The 18,123-nt window shown below is 73.7% G+C and carries 20 protein-coding genes; 18 read left to right on the top strand and 2 right to left on the bottom strand.

Annotated elements, in window-relative coordinates; translation table 11 throughout:
- The first annotated feature begins 122 nt into the window (after positions 1 to 122).
- From BHU06_RS04355 to BHU06_RS04330, 6 genes are all read left to right on the top strand, one after another.
- Positions 123 to 785, top strand: coding sequence for a PepSY-associated TM helix domain-containing protein (locus BHU06_RS04355; protein WP_070397930.1), 663 nt, complete (start codon positions 123 to 125; stop codon positions 783 to 785).
- A 22-nt stretch (positions 786 to 807) separates the two neighbouring features.
- Positions 808 to 1,320, top strand: coding sequence for a DUF2271 domain-containing protein (locus BHU06_RS04350; protein WP_070397929.1), 513 nt, complete (start codon positions 808 to 810; stop codon positions 1,318 to 1,320).
- A 28-nt stretch (positions 1,321 to 1,348) separates the two neighbouring features.
- Positions 1,349 to 2,212 carry a DUF4198 domain-containing protein gene (locus tag BHU06_RS04345; protein ID WP_070397928.1) on the top strand — a complete coding sequence of 288 codons (864 nt, stop codon included), beginning with the start codon at positions 1,349 to 1,351 and terminating at the stop codon, positions 2,210 to 2,212.
- A gap of 113 nt (positions 2,213 to 2,325) precedes the next feature.
- A complete protein-coding gene (locus tag BHU06_RS04340; RefSeq protein WP_070397927.1) occupies positions 2,326 to 3,345 on the top strand; it encodes an FAD:protein FMN transferase in 1,020 nt (339 codons plus the stop codon).
- A gap of 35 nt (positions 3,346 to 3,380) precedes the next feature.
- Positions 3,381 to 4,793 (top strand): sulfite reductase subunit alpha, encoded by a 1,413-nt coding sequence (locus BHU06_RS04335; protein WP_070397926.1) that lies wholly within the window; start codon positions 3,381 to 3,383, stop codon positions 4,791 to 4,793.
- 74 nt (positions 4,794 to 4,867) lie between these two features.
- On the top strand, positions 4,868 to 5,572 hold the full coding sequence (locus tag BHU06_RS04330; protein WP_070397925.1) for an SDR family oxidoreductase: 705 nt from the start codon (positions 4,868 to 4,870) through the stop codon (positions 5,570 to 5,572).
- Between the two features lie 52 nt (positions 5,573 to 5,624).
- Here the strand turns inward: BHU06_RS04330 and BHU06_RS04325 are convergent, their stop codons facing one another.
- Positions 5,625 to 6,671: an extracellular solute-binding protein gene (locus tag BHU06_RS04325; protein WP_070397924.1), complete on the bottom strand. Its 1,047-nt coding sequence runs from the start codon at positions 6,669 to 6,671 to the stop codon at positions 5,625 to 5,627.
- Between the two features lie 95 nt (positions 6,672 to 6,766).
- On the opposite strand from BHU06_RS04325, the gene BHU06_RS04320 reads away from it, so the two are divergent.
- Positions 6,767 to 7,711 (top strand): patatin-like phospholipase family protein, encoded by a 945-nt coding sequence (locus BHU06_RS04320; RefSeq protein WP_070397923.1) that lies wholly within the window; start codon positions 6,767 to 6,769, stop codon positions 7,709 to 7,711.
- Here BHU06_RS04320 and BHU06_RS04315 read toward each other — a convergent pair.
- A complete protein-coding gene (locus BHU06_RS04315; protein ID WP_070397922.1) occupies positions 7,677 to 8,381 on the bottom strand; it encodes a phosphatase PAP2 family protein in 705 nt (234 codons plus the stop codon). The two genes, BHU06_RS04320 and BHU06_RS04315, sit on opposite strands and share 35 nt — an antisense overlap.
- A 139-nt stretch (positions 8,382 to 8,520) precedes the next feature.
- Between BHU06_RS04315 and BHU06_RS04310 the strand changes: the two genes are divergently transcribed.
- From BHU06_RS04310 to BHU06_RS04260, 11 genes are all read left to right on the top strand, one after another.
- Positions 8,521 to 8,760, top strand: coding sequence for an acyl carrier protein (locus BHU06_RS04310; protein ID WP_070397921.1), 240 nt, complete (start codon positions 8,521 to 8,523; stop codon positions 8,758 to 8,760).
- Between the two features lie 2 nt (positions 8,761 to 8,762).
- Complete coding sequence (locus tag BHU06_RS04305) at positions 8,763 to 10,022, top strand: beta-ketoacyl synthase (protein ID WP_070397920.1); 1,260 nt, start codon at positions 8,763 to 8,765, stop codon at positions 10,020 to 10,022.
- Between the two features lie 27 nt (positions 10,023 to 10,049).
- Positions 10,050 to 10,337 (top strand): phosphopantetheine-binding protein, encoded by a 288-nt coding sequence (locus BHU06_RS04300; RefSeq protein ID WP_070397919.1) that lies wholly within the window; start codon positions 10,050 to 10,052, stop codon positions 10,335 to 10,337.
- 67 nt (positions 10,338 to 10,404) lie between these two features.
- The gene (locus BHU06_RS04295; protein ID WP_070397918.1) at positions 10,405 to 11,070 is read left to right on the top strand and encodes a hypothetical protein; all 666 of its coding nucleotides are present in this window, start codon (positions 10,405 to 10,407) and stop codon (positions 11,068 to 11,070) included.
- Complete coding sequence (locus BHU06_RS04290) at positions 11,067 to 12,428, top strand: AMP-binding protein (RefSeq protein ID WP_070397917.1); 1,362 nt, start codon at positions 11,067 to 11,069, stop codon at positions 12,426 to 12,428. Before BHU06_RS04295 ends, BHU06_RS04290 begins: the two co-directional genes overlap by 4 nt.
- Positions 12,415 to 12,717: a 3-hydroxyacyl-ACP dehydratase FabZ family protein gene (locus BHU06_RS04285; protein WP_070397916.1), complete on the top strand. Its 303-nt coding sequence runs from the start codon at positions 12,415 to 12,417 to the stop codon at positions 12,715 to 12,717. The genes BHU06_RS04290 and BHU06_RS04285 overlap by 14 nt, the downstream gene beginning before the upstream one ends.
- Before the next feature lie 61 nt (positions 12,718 to 12,778).
- Positions 12,779 to 13,681: an acyl-CoA synthetase gene (locus tag BHU06_RS04280; RefSeq protein WP_070397915.1), complete on the top strand. Its 903-nt coding sequence runs from the start codon at positions 12,779 to 12,781 to the stop codon at positions 13,679 to 13,681.
- A complete protein-coding gene (locus tag BHU06_RS04275; protein ID WP_070397914.1) occupies positions 13,678 to 14,253 on the top strand; it encodes a LolA-related protein in 576 nt (191 codons plus the stop codon). Before BHU06_RS04280 ends, BHU06_RS04275 begins: the two co-directional genes overlap by 4 nt.
- Positions 14,254 to 14,308: 55 nt before the next feature.
- Entirely contained in the window at positions 14,309 to 16,645 is a 2,337-nt protein-coding gene (locus tag BHU06_RS04270; protein WP_070397913.1) for an MMPL family transporter, read from the top strand.
- Positions 16,642 to 17,301 (top strand): alpha/beta fold hydrolase, encoded by a 660-nt coding sequence (locus BHU06_RS04265; RefSeq protein ID WP_070397912.1) that lies wholly within the window; start codon positions 16,642 to 16,644, stop codon positions 17,299 to 17,301. Before BHU06_RS04270 ends, BHU06_RS04265 begins: the two co-directional genes overlap by 4 nt.
- Entirely contained in the window at positions 17,298 to 18,116 is an 819-nt protein-coding gene (locus BHU06_RS04260; protein ID WP_070398235.1) for a polysaccharide deacetylase family protein, read from the top strand. Before BHU06_RS04265 ends, BHU06_RS04260 begins: the two co-directional genes overlap by 4 nt.
- Positions 18,117 to 18,123 lie beyond the last annotated feature (7 nt).

Genomic DNA, 18,123 nt, shown 5'->3' with positions numbered 1-18,123 from the left:
CCACCCACCGCTCGCGCTTCGCGCGAACCCCTCAAGAGGGCGTCACCTGCGGCCCGCAAAGCCGGTCCCATGGTGTCTCTCGGTTTGGTCTTGCAAATGAGAATGGTTATAATTTGCAAGTTGTGAATACCCGGTCAGACACCTCCGCCAAACCCCCTTCGGCCGCCCCGGCGGCGTCCAGCCGGGCCTATTGGCTCAAGACCCTGCACCAGTGGCACTGGATCAGTTCCGCGCTGTGCCTGATCGGCATGCTGCTGTTCGCCTTCACGGGCATCACGCTCAACCACGCCGCCGACATCCCCTCCACGCCCGTGGTGCAGAACAAGGCGCTGGAGCTGCCCGAGGACCTGCGCGCCGCGCTGGCGGTGAAGGACGACGAACCCGGCAACGCCGCGCTGCCGCCCGCCGTGCACGCCTGGCTGTCCGAGGCGCTGGACCTGAGCCTGCCCGCCAGCGAGGCCGAGTGGTCGCCCGAGGAGATCTACCTCTCGCTGCCGCGACCGGGTGGCGACGCCTGGCTGCGCATCGAGCGCGAGACCGGCGGCGTGGAATACGAGCGCACCGACCGCGGCTGGGTCTCCTACCTGAACGACCTGCACAAGGGCCGCCACACCGGCCTGGCCTGGAAGTGGTTCCTCGACATCTTCTCGGTGGCTTGCTTGGTGTTCGCCATCACCGGCCTGTTCATCCTCAAGTTCCACGCCGCCGCGCGGCCCACCACCTGGCCCATGGTGGGCGCGGGCCTGGTGATCCCGTTGTTGCTCGTGATCCTGTTCATCCACTGACCCTCCAAGGAGCCGTTTTCCCATGACGACCATCCGTTACGCCGCCGCGCTCACCGCGGCCGGCCTCGCCTGGCCCGCCGTGGCCGCCGACATGGCGCTCAAGGTCGAGATCCCGCGCCTGTCGGTGGCGGAGTACCACCGCCCCTACGTGGCGGTCTGGATCGAGAAGCCCGACCAGTCCTTCGTGGGCAACCTCGCGGTCTGGTACGACATCAAGCTGCGCAACAACGAGGGCACCAAGTGGCTCAAGGACATGCGGGCCTGGTGGCGCAAGAGCGGGCGCGAGCTGAACATGCCCGTGGATGGCCTGAGCGGCGCCACGCGCGCGCCCGGCGAGCACAGCCTGCAGTTCGGCGATGCCGCCCTGGGCCAACTGGCCCCCGGCGAATACGCCGTGGTGCTGGAGGCCGCACGCGAGGTGGGCGGCCGCGAGCTCGTGAAGGTGCCTTTCGTGTGGCCGCCCAAGGGCGCCACCACCACGCAGGCCCGCGGCCAGCACGAACTCGGCGCGATCAGCGTCACCGTCAAACCCTGAAGCCCCGAAACCGACCGGAGACCTCTCGATGAAGAACATTCCGCTTCGCGCCCGCGCGCTCGCCCTGGCGGCGGCCGCCACCCTGGCCCTGCCGCTGGCCGCGCACGCGCACCGCGCCTGGCTGCTGCCTTCGGGCACCGTCTACTCGGGCCAACAGCCCTGGGTGAGCGTGGACGCCGCCATCTCCAACGACATCTTCTATTACGAGCACAACGCCGCCGGCCTGGACAACCTGGTCGTCATCGGCCCCAACGGCCAGCCGGTGCCGGCCGAGAACCAGGCCAAGGGCCGCTACCGCAGCATGTTCGACGTGAAGCTGGAGCAGCAGGGCACCTACCGCATCGCGCTGGTCAACGACGGCCTGATCGCCAGCTTCAAGGTCGGCGGCGAGACCAAGCGCCTGCGCGGCTCGGCCGAGTCCCTGGCCAAGGACATCCCGGCCGACGCCACCGAGCTGCGCGTGAGCCAGAACAACAGCCGCGTGGAGACCTTCGTGACGCGCGGCAAGCCCAGCACCGACGCGCTCAAGCCCACGGGTGCGGGCATCGAACTGGTGGCGGTGACGCACCCGAACGACCTGGTCGAGGGCGACACGGCCACCTTCCGTTTCCTGGACAACGGCAAGCCCGCCGCGGGCTACGCGGCCACCGTCATCCTGGACGGCCTGCGCTACCGCAGCGAGCTCGGCGAGATCCGCCTCACCACCGACCAGAACGGCGAGATCCAGGTGAAGTGGCCGGCGGCCGGCATGTACTGGGTGAACGTGGCCCCGCCGCGTGCGCCGCGCGTGGAGGGCGCGCCGCCCGCGCCGCCCAGCGGCCCCGCCGGTACCCTGGCCGAGCCGGTGCGCCGCTCCAACTACAGCCTGACGCTGGAAGTGCTGCCGAAGTAGGTCCCCCCGCCGCGCTTCGCGCGACCCCCCATGGGGGCGGCAGCTGCGGCCCGGCGAAGCCGGTTCCGCGCAGCCCCCGGGGCGGGGCGCTCCGTGCGCGGCCCAAGTCCACCATGACCCGCGTACTGGTGCCCGATCACATCGAAGGCGCGGCGCCCCTGCTGGGCGCGCGCCTGCAGCGCCTGCGTGGCGAGAGCATGGGCACCACCTGGCAGGTGCTCTGGGCCGACCGCGACGCGGCGCGCCAGGGCGCGCTGCGCGCGGCCATCGAGGCCGAGCTGGACCTGGTGGTCGGGCAGATGAGCAGCTGGCTGCCCACGTCCGACCTGGCGCGGTTCAACGCCGCGCCCGCCGGCGCGCGCCGGCCCCTGCCCGAGGCCTTCGCCGAGGTGCTGGCGGCGGCGCTCTGGCTGGCCGACACCTCCTCGGGCGCCTTCAACCCGGCTGCGGGCGCGCTGGTCAACCTCTGGGGCTTCGGTCCCGCGCCGCGCTACACCGACCCCGGCTTCGCTCCACCCTCGGCCGACGCCGTGCGGGCCGCGATGCCCGCCACCGACTGGCGCGCGCTGCGCTTCGACGCCGCCGCGCGCGAGGCCACGCAGCCCGGTGGCCTGCGGCTCGACCTCTCGGCCATCGCCAAGGGCCACGCGGTGGACCGCGTGGCGCGGCGGCTGCGGGCGATGGGCGTCGCCCACGCGCTGGTGGAGCTGGGCGGCGAGTTGCGCGGCCAGGGCCTGCGGCCCGACGGCATGCCCTGGTGGGTTGACCTGGAAACGCCGCCCGTGCGCGCCGGCCAGGTCGCGCCGCGTGCCACGCGCGTGGCGCTGCACGGTCTGTCGGTCGCCACCTCGGGCGACTACCGCCGCGCCTACCTCATGGACGGCCAGCGCCTGCCGCACAGCATCGACCCGCGCAGCGGCCAGCCCGTGGCGCACGGCCTGGCCTCGGTGAGCGTGCTGCACGCCGACTGCCTCTGGGCCGACGCGTGGTCCACCGCGCTCACCGTGGCCGGTCGCGAGCAGGGCCTGGCCCTGGCCGAGGCCCATGGCATCGCGGCCCTGTTCCTGCAGCGCGAGGCCGACGGCCGCCTCAGCGAAACCCTCACCAGCGCGATGGAGCGCCTCGCGGGCTGAACCGCGTTCGCCGCCCACCGCGCCCACGCCACCCGATGCCTCTACCGGAAAAAATCACCTACGCCCTGGCCGTGCTGGCCCTGTACGCCCTGATGTGCGGCGCCTTCGCCTGGCAGCACCGGCGCCGCCAGGCCGAGGCGCGGCGCCGCGTGGCCGCGCTGCTGCCCGCCACGCCCGGCGTGCCCGCCTGGTGGGTGACCTACGCCAGCCAGACCGGGCAGGCCGAGGCACTGGCCCTGCAGACCGCGCAGGCCCTGCACACCGCTGGTGTGCCGGTGCGGCTGGCGCCCTTGGGCGAGCTGGGCCTGGCCGACCTGCGGCAGGCCGATCGCCTGCTGTGCGTGGCCAGCACCTACGGCGAGGGCGATCCGCCCGACAGCGCCGCCCGGTTCGCGCGCCAGGTCATGGCCTCGGCCGACGTGAGCCTGTCGCACCTGCACGTGGGCCTGCTGGCCTTGGGCGACACCGCCTACGCCCACTACTGCGGCTTCGGCCGCGCGCTCGACGCCTGGCTGCGGGCGCGCGGCGCCTTGCCGCTGTTCGAGCGCATCGACGTGGACAAGAGCGACCCCGAGGCGCTGCGCCAGTGGCGCCAGCACCTGGCCCACCTGGCCGGCACCAGCGACCTGCCCGATTGGGAGGCCCCGGCGCTGCAGCCCTGGCGGCTGCGCGCACGCCGCCACCTCAACCCGGGCAGCGCGGGCGAGCCGGTCCACCACCTGGAGCTGGTGCCCAGCGCCGGCGCACTGCCCGACTGGCAGGCCGGCGACCTGGCGCAGGTCGAGGTGCCCGGGGCGCCGGGTGCGCCGCGCGACTACTCCATTGCCTCGGTGCCGGCCGATGGCGCGCTGCACCTGCTGGTGCGCCGTTCGCGCCGCGCCGACGGCCAGCCGGGCGTCGCCTCGGGCTGGCTCACCGAGGGCTTGGCGCTCGATGGCACCGCGATGCTGCGCGTGCGCGCGCACGCGGGCTTTCGCATCGCTGGCAATGCCGATCGCCCGCTGATCCTGATCGGCAACGGCACCGGCCTGGCCGGCCTGCGCGGGCACCTGCGCGGGCGCCTCGCCGCCGCGGGCCGCCTGCACGATGCCGCGAGCGCGCCGCGCCCGCCCGATGTGGCGCCGATGTGGCTGCTGTTCGGCGAACGCCAGTCGGCCCACGACGCGCACCACCGCGAGGAGATCGATGCCTGGGCGCGCCAGGGCTGGCTCTGCCGCGTGGACTGGGTGTTCTCGCGCGACCAGGCACAGCGCCGCTACGTGCAGCACGCGCTGGCCGACGCGGCCGGGGCCGTGCGCGACTGGGTGGGGCGGGGTGCCGCCCTCTATGTGTGCGGCAGCCTCGATGGCATGGCGGGCGAGGTCGACCGCACGCTGCGCGGGATCCTGGGCGACCAGGCCTTGGAAGACCTGGCCGCGCAAGGCCGCTACCGGCGCGACGTGTATTGAGGCCCCCGGCCCGCGCGCTCCGCGGTCCCCGGGTAGCATCCGCCGCTTCCCTCACTCATACGGAAGGCAAGGACATGGCGGCAGTCAAGGTGGCGATGGTCACGGCGGGTGGCAGTGGCATGGGCGCGGCCGTGGCGCGGCGGCTCGCGGCCGATGGGTATGGCGTGGGCGTGCTCTCGTCCTCGGGCAAGGGCGAGGCCCTGGCCAAGGAACTGGGCGGTGTGGGCGTGACGGGCTCGAACCAGTCCACCGACGACCTCAAGCGCCTGCTGGACGCGCTGCTGGAGCGCTGGGGCCGCATCGACGTGCTGGTGAACAGCGCGGGCCACGGGCCGCGCGGCCCCATCCTCGACATCAGCGACGAGGACTGGCACCGCGGCATGGACACCTACCTCATGAACGTGATCCGCCCGACGCGGCTGGTGACGCCGCACATGCAGCAGCAAAAGGGCGGGGCCATCGTCAATATCTCCACCGCCTGGGCCTTCGAACCGAGCGCCATGTTCCCGACCTCGGCGGTGTTCCGCGCGGGGTTGGCGTCCTTCACCAAGGTCTTCGCCGACACCTACGCGGCGGACAACCTGCGCATGAACAACGTGCTGCCGGGCTGGATCGACAGCCTGCCGCCCACCGAGGCGCGCCGCGACAGCGTGCCGCTGAAGCGCTACGGCACGAGCGAGGAGATCGCGGCCACCGTGGCCTTCCTGGCCTCGGACGGCGCGGCGTACATCACGGGCCAGAACCTGCGGGTGGACGGCGGGCTGACGCGCTCGGTCTGACATGAAAAAGGCCGCGCGGTGGCGCGGCCTTTTTTCTGGGGACCGGTCCGGTTTACTTGTAGCCCACCCGGTCCAGCATCTGCTGCACCTTGGTCAGGTTCTTCGCCACGGCCGCCAGCGGCACGGTCTCGATCTTGAAGTGCTCGCCGCCCATGGCCTGCAGCGCCGGGTTGTCCAGCTTCACGCCCTTGGCGGCGGCGAACTCGTTGTTGCCATCGGCGAAGTACTTCTGCGCCGCCGGGCTGGCCAGGTACTCCATGAAGGCGATCGCGCTGTCGCGGTTCTTGGCGTGTTTGGCCACCGCCGCGCCGGCGATGTTCACGTGCGTGCCCGTGGTGCCCTGGTTCGGGAACACCACCTTCACCTTGGCGGCCACCGCCTTGTCCTCGGGCTTGTCCGACTTCAGGATGCGGGCCATGTAGTAGCTGTTGGCGATCGCCACGCCGCACTCGCCCGAGGCCACGCCGCGGATCTGGTCGGTGTCGCCGCCCTTGGGCGCGCGCGCCTGGTTGTCCACCAGGCCCTTGAGCCAGGCCTCGCCCTTCTGGTCACCGAGCCGCTCCACCACTGTGGCGAACAGCGACATGTTGTACGGGTGCGAGCCCGAGCGCGTGCACAGCAGGCCCTTGAGCTTGGGGTCGGCGAGCTGCTCGTAGGTGGCCACGTCCTCGGCCTTCACGCGCGCCGGGTCGTAGATGACGATGCGCGCGCGGGTGGAGAAGCCGGTCCAGGTCACGCCATCGGCGGTGGGCGCGGCGCGCAGCGTGGCGGGGATGGTGTCGTCCAGCTTCTTCGACTTGATCGGCTGGAACAGGCCCTGCGCGTCGGCGGCGGCCATGCGGGCGGCGTCCACCATGAGCACGATGTCCGCCGGCGAAGCCGCGCCCTCTGCGCGCAGGCGCGAGACGATGCCCGCGTCGTCGGCTTCCACCCGGTTGATCTTGATGCCCGTGGCCTGCGTGAAGCCGTTGTACAGCGCCTCGTCCGTCTGGTAGTGGCGGGCGGAGTAGATGTTGAGCACCTTGTCCTGCGCCTGGGCGGCGCCGAGGCTCAGCGTGGCGGCGGCCAGGGCCGAAACGATGGTACGGGTGGTTTTCATGGTGGTCTCTTGGTTGCGAAAGAGGGGGCCGCCCGGCGCTTTGGGACAATCCCGCACCCGCCGGACAGCGGTGATAGATGCTAGCAGAGACGAGAATGATTCTTAAGCGCTTTCAATGGTTCCCCGGAGGCCGCGCGTGGGCTTGCGCGCTGGCCTTGCTGCTCACGGGCTGCGCCCTCGTGCCGCCGCAGGCGCCCGACAGGCCGGTGCCCCCGGTGGTGGCCGAGCCCGTGGTGCCACCCGTGACGCTCACGCGCCCGCCGCGCCTGGGCCTGGCGCTGGGCGGCGGCGCGGCGCGCGGCTTCGCCCACATTGGCGTCATCCAGGAGCTGGAGCGCGTGGGCATCCGGCCCGACCTGCTCGCCGGCACCTCGGCCGGCAGCCTGGTCGCCACCTTCTACGCCAGCGGCCTGCCGGGCAAGGAACTGGAGCGCCTGGCGCTGCGCATGCAGGAGGCCGAGATCGCCGACTGGTCGCTCCCCATCCTGGGTCGGGGCCTGCTGCGCGGCGAAGCGCTCGCGCGCTACGTGCGCCGCACCATCGACGGCAAGCTGCTGGAGGACATGGCCTTGCCCGTGGGCGTGCTCGCCACCGACCTGCACACCGGCCGCGGCGTGCTGTTTCGTCGCGGCGACGCGGCGCTCGCGGTGCGGGCCTCCAGCGCCGTGCCGGGCGTGTTCGCGCCGGTCAAGATCGGTGGTACCGAGTACGTGGACGGCGGCCTGACCGCGCCGGTGCCGGTGCGCCAGGCGCGCGAGATGGGCGCCGAGATCGTGCTCGCGGTGGACATCTCCGCCACGCCCGAGACCAATGCCGCCACCGGCAACCTCGACGTGCTGCTGCAGACCTTCGCCATCATGGGACAGAGCATCAACCGCCACGAGCTCGCCACGGCCGACCTGGTGGTGCGTCCGGTGCTCAACGGCATGGGTGGCGCGGACTTCTCCTCGCGCGAGCGCGCCATCGAGGCCGGGCGCGAGGCCATGCGCGCGGCCTTGCCGCGGCTCAACGCGCTGCTGGCGCAGCGGCGACCGCTGTAGCGGGGGGCCGGGCCTGGGCGGCGCGTTCCGAGCGGATCGACAGCCAGGCGAACAGCACGCCCACCGCCGCGCCGGCCAGCACGTCGATGAACACGTGCTGGCGGATCGCCATGGTGGACCAGACGATGGCCACGCACTGCAGGGCGCTGACCCAGCGCGTCCAGGCCGGCGCGCCCAACTCACGCAGGTGCCAGTGCAGCCAGCAGGCCGCGTGCAGTGCCGCCGCCACGTGCAGGGACGGGCAGGCGTTGCTGGACGCGTCGATGCCCTTGAGGAAGGCCAGGCGCGGGTAGGCCGACCAGTCAACGTCGAACACGGGCGTGCGCGTGGGCCAGAGCCAGAAGATCGCCAGGCACAGCGCGCACATGAGCGCCACCCAGGCGCCATAGCGCACCAGCGCGCGCCAGCGGTCCAGCAGGCCCGGCGCCACCGACACGTAGACCCAGAGCCAGCCGTAGGCGTAGATGGCCCAGGGCTCGAAACTCACCCAGCGGTCCGGCGCCAGCAGGGGCAGCTCCAGCGCTTCGCCCGATGGGTTTTTCAGCACCCAGAAATAGGCGTGGAAAAACAGCACCATGAAGGCGGTGGTGCCCACGGCCTTGAGCGGCCACAGGGCGAAGAATCGGCGCGCGAGGGCGCGGGTCCAGGCCGGTGGGTGGGTGGCGGTCAAGGCGGCGGGCGCGGGTGCTGTGGTGGGGTAGGGTGGGGGGCCACTGTACCCGAGGCGCGTGACGTCCCCCGCCAGGGTGGTACGCCCCAGGGCGTGCTGGGGGGCGCTCACTATAATTCCGCACTTTTTTCGGGCCCACATGAACGCCATCGAACTGATCCGCCAGTTTCTCGTCGATCGCCTGGGCGTGGCCGAGTCCGCCGTGGTGCCCGGGGCGGCCCTGGCCGAGCTGGGCGTCGATTCGCTGATGCTGGCCGAGCTCATGTTCGAGGCCGAAGACCGCCTGGGCATCGAGATTCCCTCCGATCAGACCCCACCCAGAAGCGTGGCGGACATGGTGGCGGTCATCGAATCGCTCGTGCCCAGCAAGACGGAGTGAGCATGGCGCGGCACCGCGTCGCGATCACCGGCCTGGGCCTCGTGAGTCCCTACGGCGGCGATCTCGAGGATTTCTTTCAGCGCGTGTGGGCCGGCGAATCGGCCGTTCGGTGGATGGTCACCGAGGACGAGCCGCGCCCCCTGCGCCTGCCCTACGTGCGCTGCGAGGGCTTCGACGCCGACCGCGAGCTGGGCAAGCCGCTGGCGTCCATGATGGAGCGTTTCTCGCAACTGGGCATGGCCGCCGTCTTCAAGGCCTGGCGCCACGCGGGCCTGGCCCGCTCGGCCGCCGAGGACGGCAGCGACCGCCGCCAATGGGGGTGCCTGTGGGGCACCGCGCTGGGCGGCCTGGCGGCGCACGAGCGGGGCGCGCGCGAGCTCTGGCTCAAGGGCCGCGAACGCGTGTCGCCGCTGTCGGTGGTGATGGGCATGAACAACGCGGCCAACGCACACATCTCCATCCAGCTGGGCCTGGGCGGCGTGAGCAGCAGCCACACGGCGGCCTGCGCCTCGGCCTCCATGGCCATCGGCGAGGCCTTTCGCCGCGTGCGCTCGGGCGAGTCCGAGCTGATGGTGACCGGCGGCTCCGACGTCTGCCAGTCCGTGAGCGTGGTGAAGGCCTGGGAGGCCATGCGCGTGCTCGCGCGCGGCGACGAGCAGACCGCATCCAGCGCCTGCCGGCCCTTCTCGAACGACCGCAACGGCCTGGTGCTGGGCGAGGGCGGGGCGGCGCTGGTGCTCGAGAACTGGGACCGCGCCGTGGCGCGCGGCGCGCGCATCCACGGCGAACTCATCGGCTTCGCCACCAACTGCGACCACACCCACCTGGTGCGGCCCGACCGCGCCGGCCAGGTGCGCGCCCTTCGCGCCGTGCTGGAGGACGCCGGCCTGGCCCCGGGCGAGGTGCACTACGTCAACGCGCACGGAACCGCCACGCCCGAAGGCGATCCGATCGAGGTACAGGCCTTGCGCGAGGTGTTCGGCGAACAGGCCGCGCGCCTGCCCGTGAGTTCCACCAAATCGATGCACGGCCACTTGCTGGGCGCGGCCGGGGCCATCGAGGCCGTCGTCACGGCCATGGCCCTGCGCGAGCAGGCCATTCCCCCCACCGCCCATCTGGCGGGCCGCCTCGACCCGGCCTGCGAGGGCGTGGACCATGTGCCACAGGGCCGGCACGCGAACGGCCTGCGCGTGGCGCTGTCCAACTCCTTTGCCTTCGGCGGCAGCAACGTCGTGCTGGCGTTCGCCGCCCCCGCCCACTGATCACCTCACGCTCCCCAGGAGTTCGCCATGCAGGAAGACACCGTCAACGCCGAAGCCGTGGAGCAGCTGATTCCCGAACTCGTGCAGCTCATCATCGAGGCGCTCAACCTGGAGCTGAGCCCGGGCGAGGTCGACCCCGACGCGCCCCTGTACGGCGAGGGCATGGGCCTGGACTCGATCGACATGCTCGAGATCGCGCTCGTCATCTCCAAGCGCTACGGGTTCCAGATGCGCTCGGACAACGAAAACAACCAGAAGATTTTCGCCAGCCCGCGCGCGCTGGCGGCCCACATCACGCGCCACCGCACCACATGAATACCCGCACGCTCCGCCGCGGCGTGGGTCGCGAGGCTTGGCTGGGGGCGGCCCGGCGCCGGATCGCATGAGCCCATCGGCCCCGCTGCGCGCCGCCGCGTCCGGCCTGCTGCTGCTGGGCTGGGTGGTGGCCTCGCACCTCGGCAGCACGGGCCGCGGGCCGATGGACCTGCACGTGGCGGTGGCCGTGGCGCCCTTTGCCGCAGCGCTGGCCGTGGCCTTCGCGCGCCTGGCGCGACCGGCGCTGCGCTGGCTCGCCTGGCTGGCGGCGGCGGCGCTGTTGTGGGGCCTGTGGCCCTGGCTGCGCGGCGAGGTGGCGTTGTTGTACTACCTGCAGCACCTGGGCATTCACCTCGCGCTGGCGGCGCTGTTCGGCGCCAGCCTGCTGGGGCCGGGCGACGCCCTGGTCACGCGGCTGGCGCGCCTGGTGCATGGCGCCGAACTCTCGCCGGGCCACCTGCGCTACACGCGCCAGGTCACGGCCGCCTGGACCGCCTTCTTCGTGCTGAACGCGCTGGTGTCCACCGCGCTCTTCCTGTTCGCGCCGCGCGGGCTCTGGTCGCTGCACGCCAACGTGCTCACGGGTCCCCTGGTGGGCCTGATGTTCCTGCTGGAAACCCTGTGGCGGCGGCTGGCGCTGCCGCCGCACGAGCGCCCCAGCCTGTCGGCCGTGCTGCGCGCCTGGCGGGCCGACAGCGAACGCCGCCAGTCGGCGCGGGGGCAGCGGCCATGAGCCGTTCCCCGCTCATCAGCGCGCACGCCATCGACGGCGTGTTCGCCTGGCGCCCCGACGGCCCGGTGCGCGTGGGCGAATTCCTGGCTGACGCCGCGGCCTTCGCCGAAGCGCTGCCGCCCGAGGGCGACCTCATCAATCTCTGCGAGGACCGCTACCGCTTCGCCGTGGGCTTCGCCGCCGGCCTGCTGCGCGGGCGCGTGAGCCTGCAGCCGTCCTCGCTGGCGCCGCAGAGCCTGCGCCAGCTGGCGCAGGATTTCCCGGGCGCGCTGTGCCTGGTCGACGGCGCCGAGATGTCGCACGCGGCCGAGGCCGCCGGGCTGCCCCGGCACGATGTGCCCGCGCGCCCCGGCGCCGGCCGCCCGCCGCTCGCCGACATGCCTTGGATCGACGACGCCCGGCGGGCCGCCGTGCTGTTCACCTCGGGCTCCACCGGCCGGCCGCAGCCGCACCCCAAGCACTGGGGTCGCCTGGTGCGCAACGGCCAGGCCGAGGCCGCCGCGCTGGGGCTGGACCGCGCGCCGCACGTGCTGGTGGGCACCGTGCCCATCCAGCACAGCTACGGTTTCGAATCCACCTTCCTGCTGGCGCTGCACGGCGGCTGCAGCTTCTGGTCGGGCAAGCCGTTCTTTGCCCAGGACATCAACGACGCCCTGGCCGCCGTGCCGGCGCCGCGCCTGCTCGTCACCACGCCCTTCCACCTCGCCAACTGGCTGGCCAGCGCCGCGCCGGGCGCCTTGCCGCAGCGCCTGCTGTCGGCCACCGCGCCGCTGGCCGAGGGCCTGGCGCAGCAGGCCGAGGCCGCCTGCGGCGCCGAACTGCACGAGATCTACGGTTCCACCGAGTCCTCCGCGCTGGCCAGCCGGCGCACCGTGGCGGGCCCGGCCTGGACGCTGCTGCCCGGCGCGCGCCTGCGGTTCGCGGGCGACGTGGCCAGCGCCGAGGGCGGGCACGTGGAGGGCACCGTGCCCCTGGCCGACCTGATCGAGCCGCTGGCCGACGGCCGCTTCGTGCTGCACGGCCGGCACGCCGACCTCATCAACATCGCGGGCAAACGCACGTCGCTGGCCTACCTGAACCGCCAGCTCGCGGGGCTCGAGGGCGTGCTCGACGCCGCCTTCTTCCTGCCCGAGGCGCCGGGCGGCGACGCCGCCGTCACGCGGCTGGTGGCCTTCGCGGTGGCGCCCGGTCGCCAGTCCGCGCCGCTGCTGGCCGAGCTGCGCGAGCGCGTCGACGCCATCTTCCTGCCGCGCCCGCTGGTGCTGCTGCCGGCGCTGCCACGCAACGCCACCGGCAAGCTCACGCGCGAGGCGCTGGCCGCGCTCTACCGCCGCGAGGTGCTGCGTGAGCCTTCTTGAGCGCGCCTGGCGCGTGCCCCCGGACCACCCCGCTTTCGCGGGGCATTTCCCGGGCCAGCCCATCCTGCCCGGCGTGGTGCTGCTGGACGAGGCCCTGCGCGCGGCGCGCGAGCTGGCGCCTGGCGCGCGCGGCTGGGGCCTGCCGCAGGCCAAGTTCCTGCAAGCCGTGCGGCCCGGCGACGAGCTGCGGCTGAGCCTGAGCGCCTTGCCCCGCGCGGGCTTCGCCTTCGTCTTTACGCGCGGTGGCGAGCCGGTGGCCACGGGCCAGCTGCGGCCGGTGGACGCATGAGCGCGGCCGGGCCATTCGCAAGGCGCTCGGCCCCACGGTGCGCGGCACGGGGGGGCGCCCGGTGAATGGGCGCGCGCTGCCCGAGTGGCGCCAGCGGCCCGAGCGCGGTCACCTGGGGCTGCTGCGCTTCATGGTGCGCCTGTCGCTGTGGGGGGGCCGACGGCTCAGCCGCGCGGTGCTGCACGGCGCCACGCTGTACTTCCTGCTGTTCGCGCCGCGCCCGCGCGCGGCCAGCCGCGACTACCTGCGCCGCGCACTGGGCCGCCCGCCCACCTGGCGCGAGCGCTACCGCCACCTGCTGAGCTTCGCCACCACGGTGCACGACCGTGTCTACCTGCTCAACGGACGTTTCGATCTGTTCGACGTGGAAGTGCAGGGCGCCGACGCGCTGCTGCGCGCCATGGACAGCGGCGGCGTGCTGCTGATGGGCGCGCACCTGGGCAGCTTCGAGGCCCTGCGCTGCGTGGGCCGCCAGCGCCCCGGCCTGCAGGTGAGCATGCTGATGTACGAGGACAACGCGCGCCAGATGCGGGCCGCGCTCGCCGCCATCAACCCCGAGGCCCGGCAGGACGTGGTGCCGCTGGGCCGGCCCGATTCCATGATCGAGGCCGCGCAGCGGCTGGAGCAGGGCCACCTGGTGGGCATGCTGGTCGACCGCTCGCTGGACGCGGACGACCGCGCCCTGCACGATTTCCTGGGCGGCCCCGCGGCCTTTCCGGTCGCGCCCTGGCGCGTGGCCGCCGTGCTGCGCCGGCCGGTGTTCTTCATGGCCGGCCTGTACCTGGGTGCGAACCGTTACCGGCTGGTGTTCGAACCCCTGGCCGACTTTGGTACGGTTGGCCGTGGCGCGGCGCGCGACGCCGCCATCCAGGCGGCGCGCGCCGCTTACGTGGAGCGCCTGCAGGCCGCTTGCCGGCAGGCGCCGTTCAACTGGTTCAACTTTTTCGATTTCTGGCAACGATGATCTCCCGCAGGCTCTGGCTACTGGCGCTGACGCTGCTGCCCCTGACGGCCGCGCGCGCGGCCGACGAACTCGAGCGCCTGATGGCCCTGCTGGCCGCGCACCCCGGCGGCACGGTGCGCTTCGTCGAGCGGCGCCACATGGCCATGCTCGACGCGCCCCTGGTCTCGCGCGGCGAGATGAGCTACCGCGCGCCCGACTGGCTGGAGCGGCGCACGCTCTCGCCCCGGCCCGAGCGCCTGCTGCTCGACAAGGACACGCTCACGCTGGAGCGCGACCAGCGCCGCATGAGCATGCCCGTGAGCCAGCGCCCCGAGGTCGAGGCCTTCGTGGCCAGCATCCGCAGCACCCTGCAGGGCGACCGCGCGGCGCTGGAGCGCCACTACCGCGTGGCCCTGCAGGGCCAGCCCGAGAAGCGCTGGACGCTCACGCTGGAGCCGCTGCAGGCGCGCCTGCGCGGCATCGTCACGCAGATCGTCATCTCGGGCGTGGGCGTCGCGGTGGACCGCATCGACTACACCCAGTCCGACGGCGACCGCACCGAGATGCGGCTGGAACCGGTGGGCAAGCCGTGAGCGCCGCCCGGCCGCCAGCCGGCGCCCGCACCGCCGCGCGCCCGGAGGGGCTCCGATGACCCGCCGTGCCGTGTGGATCGTGCTCGCCTGGGCCCTGGCCATGGCCCTGGGCGGCTGGCTGGCGTCGCGCACGCGCTTCACCACCGACCTGTCCTTCTTCCTGCCCTCCCACCCCAGCGCCGAGCAGCAGGTGCTGGTGGAGCAGTTGCGCGAGGGCGTGGTCTCGCGCCTGCTGATGGTGGCCATCGACGGCGGCGACGGCGCGGCGCGCGCCGAGGCCTCGCGCGCGCTGCGCCAGCGGCTCTCGGCCGACGGCGCCTTCGTTGCGGTGCAGAACGGCGAGCTGGAGGCCTTCGACCGCGAGCTCGCGCTGCTGCAGCGGCACCGCTACACGCTGAGCCCGGCCGTGGACGCACAGCGCTTCACGCCCGACGGCTTGCGCGAGGCCATCCTCAACGCCATCGACATCGTGTCCTCGCCGGCGGGGCTGCCGTTCAAGGCGCAGTTCCCGTCGGACCCCACGGGCGAGGCCTTCGAGGTGCTGATGGGCTGGCAGTCGCAGGGGCAGCCCAACATGGCCGAGGGCGTCTGGGTGTCGCGCGACGGCGCGCGCGCGATGCTGCTGCTGCAGACGCGCGCGGCGGGCTCGGACACCGACGGCCAGGCCGAGGCGGTGGCGCGCGTGCAGGCCGCCTTCGATGCGTTGCCGCCGGGCGCGCTGCGGCTGGAGGTGTCGGGCCCCGGCGTGTTCGCGGTGAAGACGCGCGCGGCCATCCAGGCCGACGTGGCGCGGCTGACCCTGTTCAGTTCCATCGGCATCAGCCTGCTGCTGTGGTGCATGTTCCGGCGCTGGCGCCCGCTGCTGCTGACCCTGGTGCCGGCGGTGAGCGGCTCGCTCGCGGGCCTGGTGGCGGTGGGGCAGGTGCACGGCTCGGTGTTCGCCATCACGGCCGGCTTCGGCGCCGCGCTGGTGGGCGAGGCGGTGGACTACGGCATCTACTACTTCGTGCAGACCGGGCGTGCGGACAGCGGCGAGGGCCGGCGCTGGCACGAGAACTTCTGGCCCACCATCCGCCTGGGCGTGGCCACCTCGGTGCTGGGCTTCGGCGCGCTGCTGTTCGCGGGCTTCCCGGGGCTCGCGCAGCTCGGCCTGTACGCCATGACGGGGGTCTTCGTCGCCGCCCTGACCACGCGGCTGGTGCTGCCCGCCATGGCCGGCGGCCAGATGGCGCGCACGCCCGAGCTGCCGGCCTGGGTGACGCCGCGCGTGCTGGCCCTGCGGGCCTGGCGCTGGCCCGTGCTGGGCGCGGCGCTGCTGGCGCTGGCCTGGCTGGTGGCGCAGCGCGACACGCTGTGGGAGCCGAACCTGTCCGCCCTGTCCAGCGTGAGCCCGCAGGACGCCGAGCGCGACGCCCGCCTGCGCGGCGACCTGGGCGCGCCCGACGCGCGCTACATGGTGGTGGTGCGCGCCAGCGACCGCGAGGCCGCGCTGCGCGGCGCCGAGGCGGCCGCCGCGCGCCTGCAGCCGCTGGTGGCGCAGGGCCTGATCGGCGGCTACGACAGCCCCGCGCGCTTCCTGCCCAGCGAGGCCCTGCAGCGCGAGCGCCAGCGCGCCTTGCCGGCGCCCGAGGCGCTGTCGCGCGACCTGGGCCTGGCGCTGCAGGGGCAGCCCCTGTCGGCCGCGCGGCTCAAGCCCTTCGTGGACGCCGTGGCGCAGGCGCGCGCGGCTGCGCCGATGCGGCGCGAGGACCTCGACGGCTCGGCCCTGGCCATCGCCGTGGACTCGTTGCTGCAGCCACACGCCGACGGCTGGACCGCCCTGCTGCCGCTGCGCCCCGCGCCCGGCGCGGCCGGCGCCGACCTGCCGGCCGAGGTGTTGCGCGCGGCGCTGCAGGGCAGCGGCGCGAGCTTCATCGACCTGAAGCAGGAGTTCGAGTCGCTCTACGGCAGCTACCTGCGCGAGGCCATCGCGCTGTCGCTGGCCGGGCTGGCGGGCATCGTGCTGGTGCTGGGCGCTTCGCTGCGCCGGCCGAGCCGCCTGTTGGGCGTGATGCTGCCCATCGTGGCGGCGGTGCTGATCGTGATCGCCGGCCTGCACGCCCTGGGCGTGCGCCTGCACCTGCTGCACCTCATCGGCATGCTGCTCATCGTGGCCGTGGGTTCCAACTACTCGCTGTTCATCGAGCGCTGGCGGCGCGACCCGCACGCCGATCCGCGGGCCCTGCTGTCGGTGCTGGTGGCCTGCGCCACCACGGCCATCGGCTTTGGCGTGCTCTCGCTGTCCTCTGTGCCGGTGCTGCAGGCCGTGGGCGTGACGGTGGCGCCGGGCGCGGTGCTGGCGCTGCTGCTGTCGGCGGTGCTCACGCCGGCGGAGAAGGACCCCGTCCCGTGAAGGCCCAGCGCTTCGAGGGTTGGACCGGCGAGGCCCCCTGCCGCCTGGTCTGGCTGCCCGGCGCGGCCATGGGCGCCGCCGACGTGGCCGCGCAAGGCTGGGACGCCGAGGCCGCCGCGGCGGGTCAGGCCATCGACATGGTGGCGGTCGATCTGCAGGCGCAGCGCTACGACGGCGCCGACGCCATCGAGGCCCTGGCCACCGAGTGGCTGCGGCCCGCGCGCGACGCAGGCCGCCGAGTCTGGCTGGGCGGTCTGTCGCTGGGCGGCTGGCAGGCCGTGCTGTGCGCGCGGCGCCACCCGGATCTGGTCGATGGCCTGTGCCTGCTGGCGCCCTACCCGGGCGATCGGCTGGCCTGGAACGCCATTCAACGCGCGGGCGGGCTGGACGCCTGGCCCGGCCCCGCGTCCCACGACAGCGACCCGGCCTTCGAGGTCTGGGCCTGGTGGAAACAGGCGCCACCGCGCCCCGTGGCCTGGATGGGCTATGGCCGCCAGGACCGCTTCGCCGGGGGCATGGACCGCATGGCCGCGCGCCTGCCCGCCGAGCGCGTGCTGCGCACCGACGGCGGCCACGACTGGGCCTGCTGGCGGTCCCTGTGGTCCGCCCTGGTGGCGCGGCGGCCCTGGGCGGCGGCCGGGGAGGGCGCGCCATGACGCCGGCCCGCTTGAACGGCCCGCGCTGGCGCCCCGCGCCGCTGCTTCAAGCCAGCGTGCTGCTGCATGGCGCCGCGCTGGGCGCGGGGCTGTGGCAGCCCGGCTGGTGGCCCTGGCTGGCGGGCGGCGTGGTGGCCAACCACGCGGCGGTGGTGGCCGCCGGCCTGTGGCCGCGCTCGCAATGGCTGGGCGAGAACTGGGTGCGCCTGCCCGAGGCCGCGGCCGCGCGCGGCGCCTTCGCCATCACCATCGACGACGGGCCCGACCCCGAGCGCACGCCGCGCGTGCTGGACCTGCTCGATGAACTCGGGGCCAAGGCCAGCTTCTTCTGCATCGGCCGCCGCGCGCAGGCGCAGCCGGCGCTGTGCCGCGCCATCGTGGCGCGTGGCCACCGCGTGGAGAACCACGGCCAGTCGCACTCCAATGCCTTCTCGCTGTTCGGGCCTGGCCGCATGCGGCGGGACATCGCCGCCGCGCAGGCCGCGCTGAGCGACATCACCGGCCAGGCGCCGCGCTTCTTCCGGCCCACGGCCGGCCTGAGCAATCCCTTCCTCGCCCCGGTGCTGCACGGTCTGGGCCTGCGGCACGCCAGCTGGACGCGCCGCGGCTTCGACACTCGCACCGGCGATCCGGCCACCGTGCAGCGCCGGCTGCTGCGCGGCTTCGCCGCCGGCGACATCCTGCTGCTGCACGACGGCCACGCCGCGCGCGCGCCCGACGGCCAGCCGGTGCTGCTGCACGCGCTGCCCGCCGTCATGGCCGAGGCGCGCCGCCTGGGGCTGCGGCCCGAGACCCTGTTCCAATCCCTTGAATGAGCCCGTC

The organism is Hydrogenophaga sp. PML113 (assembly GCF_001777155.1).
GTDB lineage: Bacteria > Pseudomonadota > Gammaproteobacteria > Burkholderiales > Burkholderiaceae_C > Hydrogenophaga > Hydrogenophaga borbori.
The sequence above is the reverse complement of the archived record's forward strand: the minus strand, read 5'-3'. Positions and strand labels throughout refer to the sequence as shown.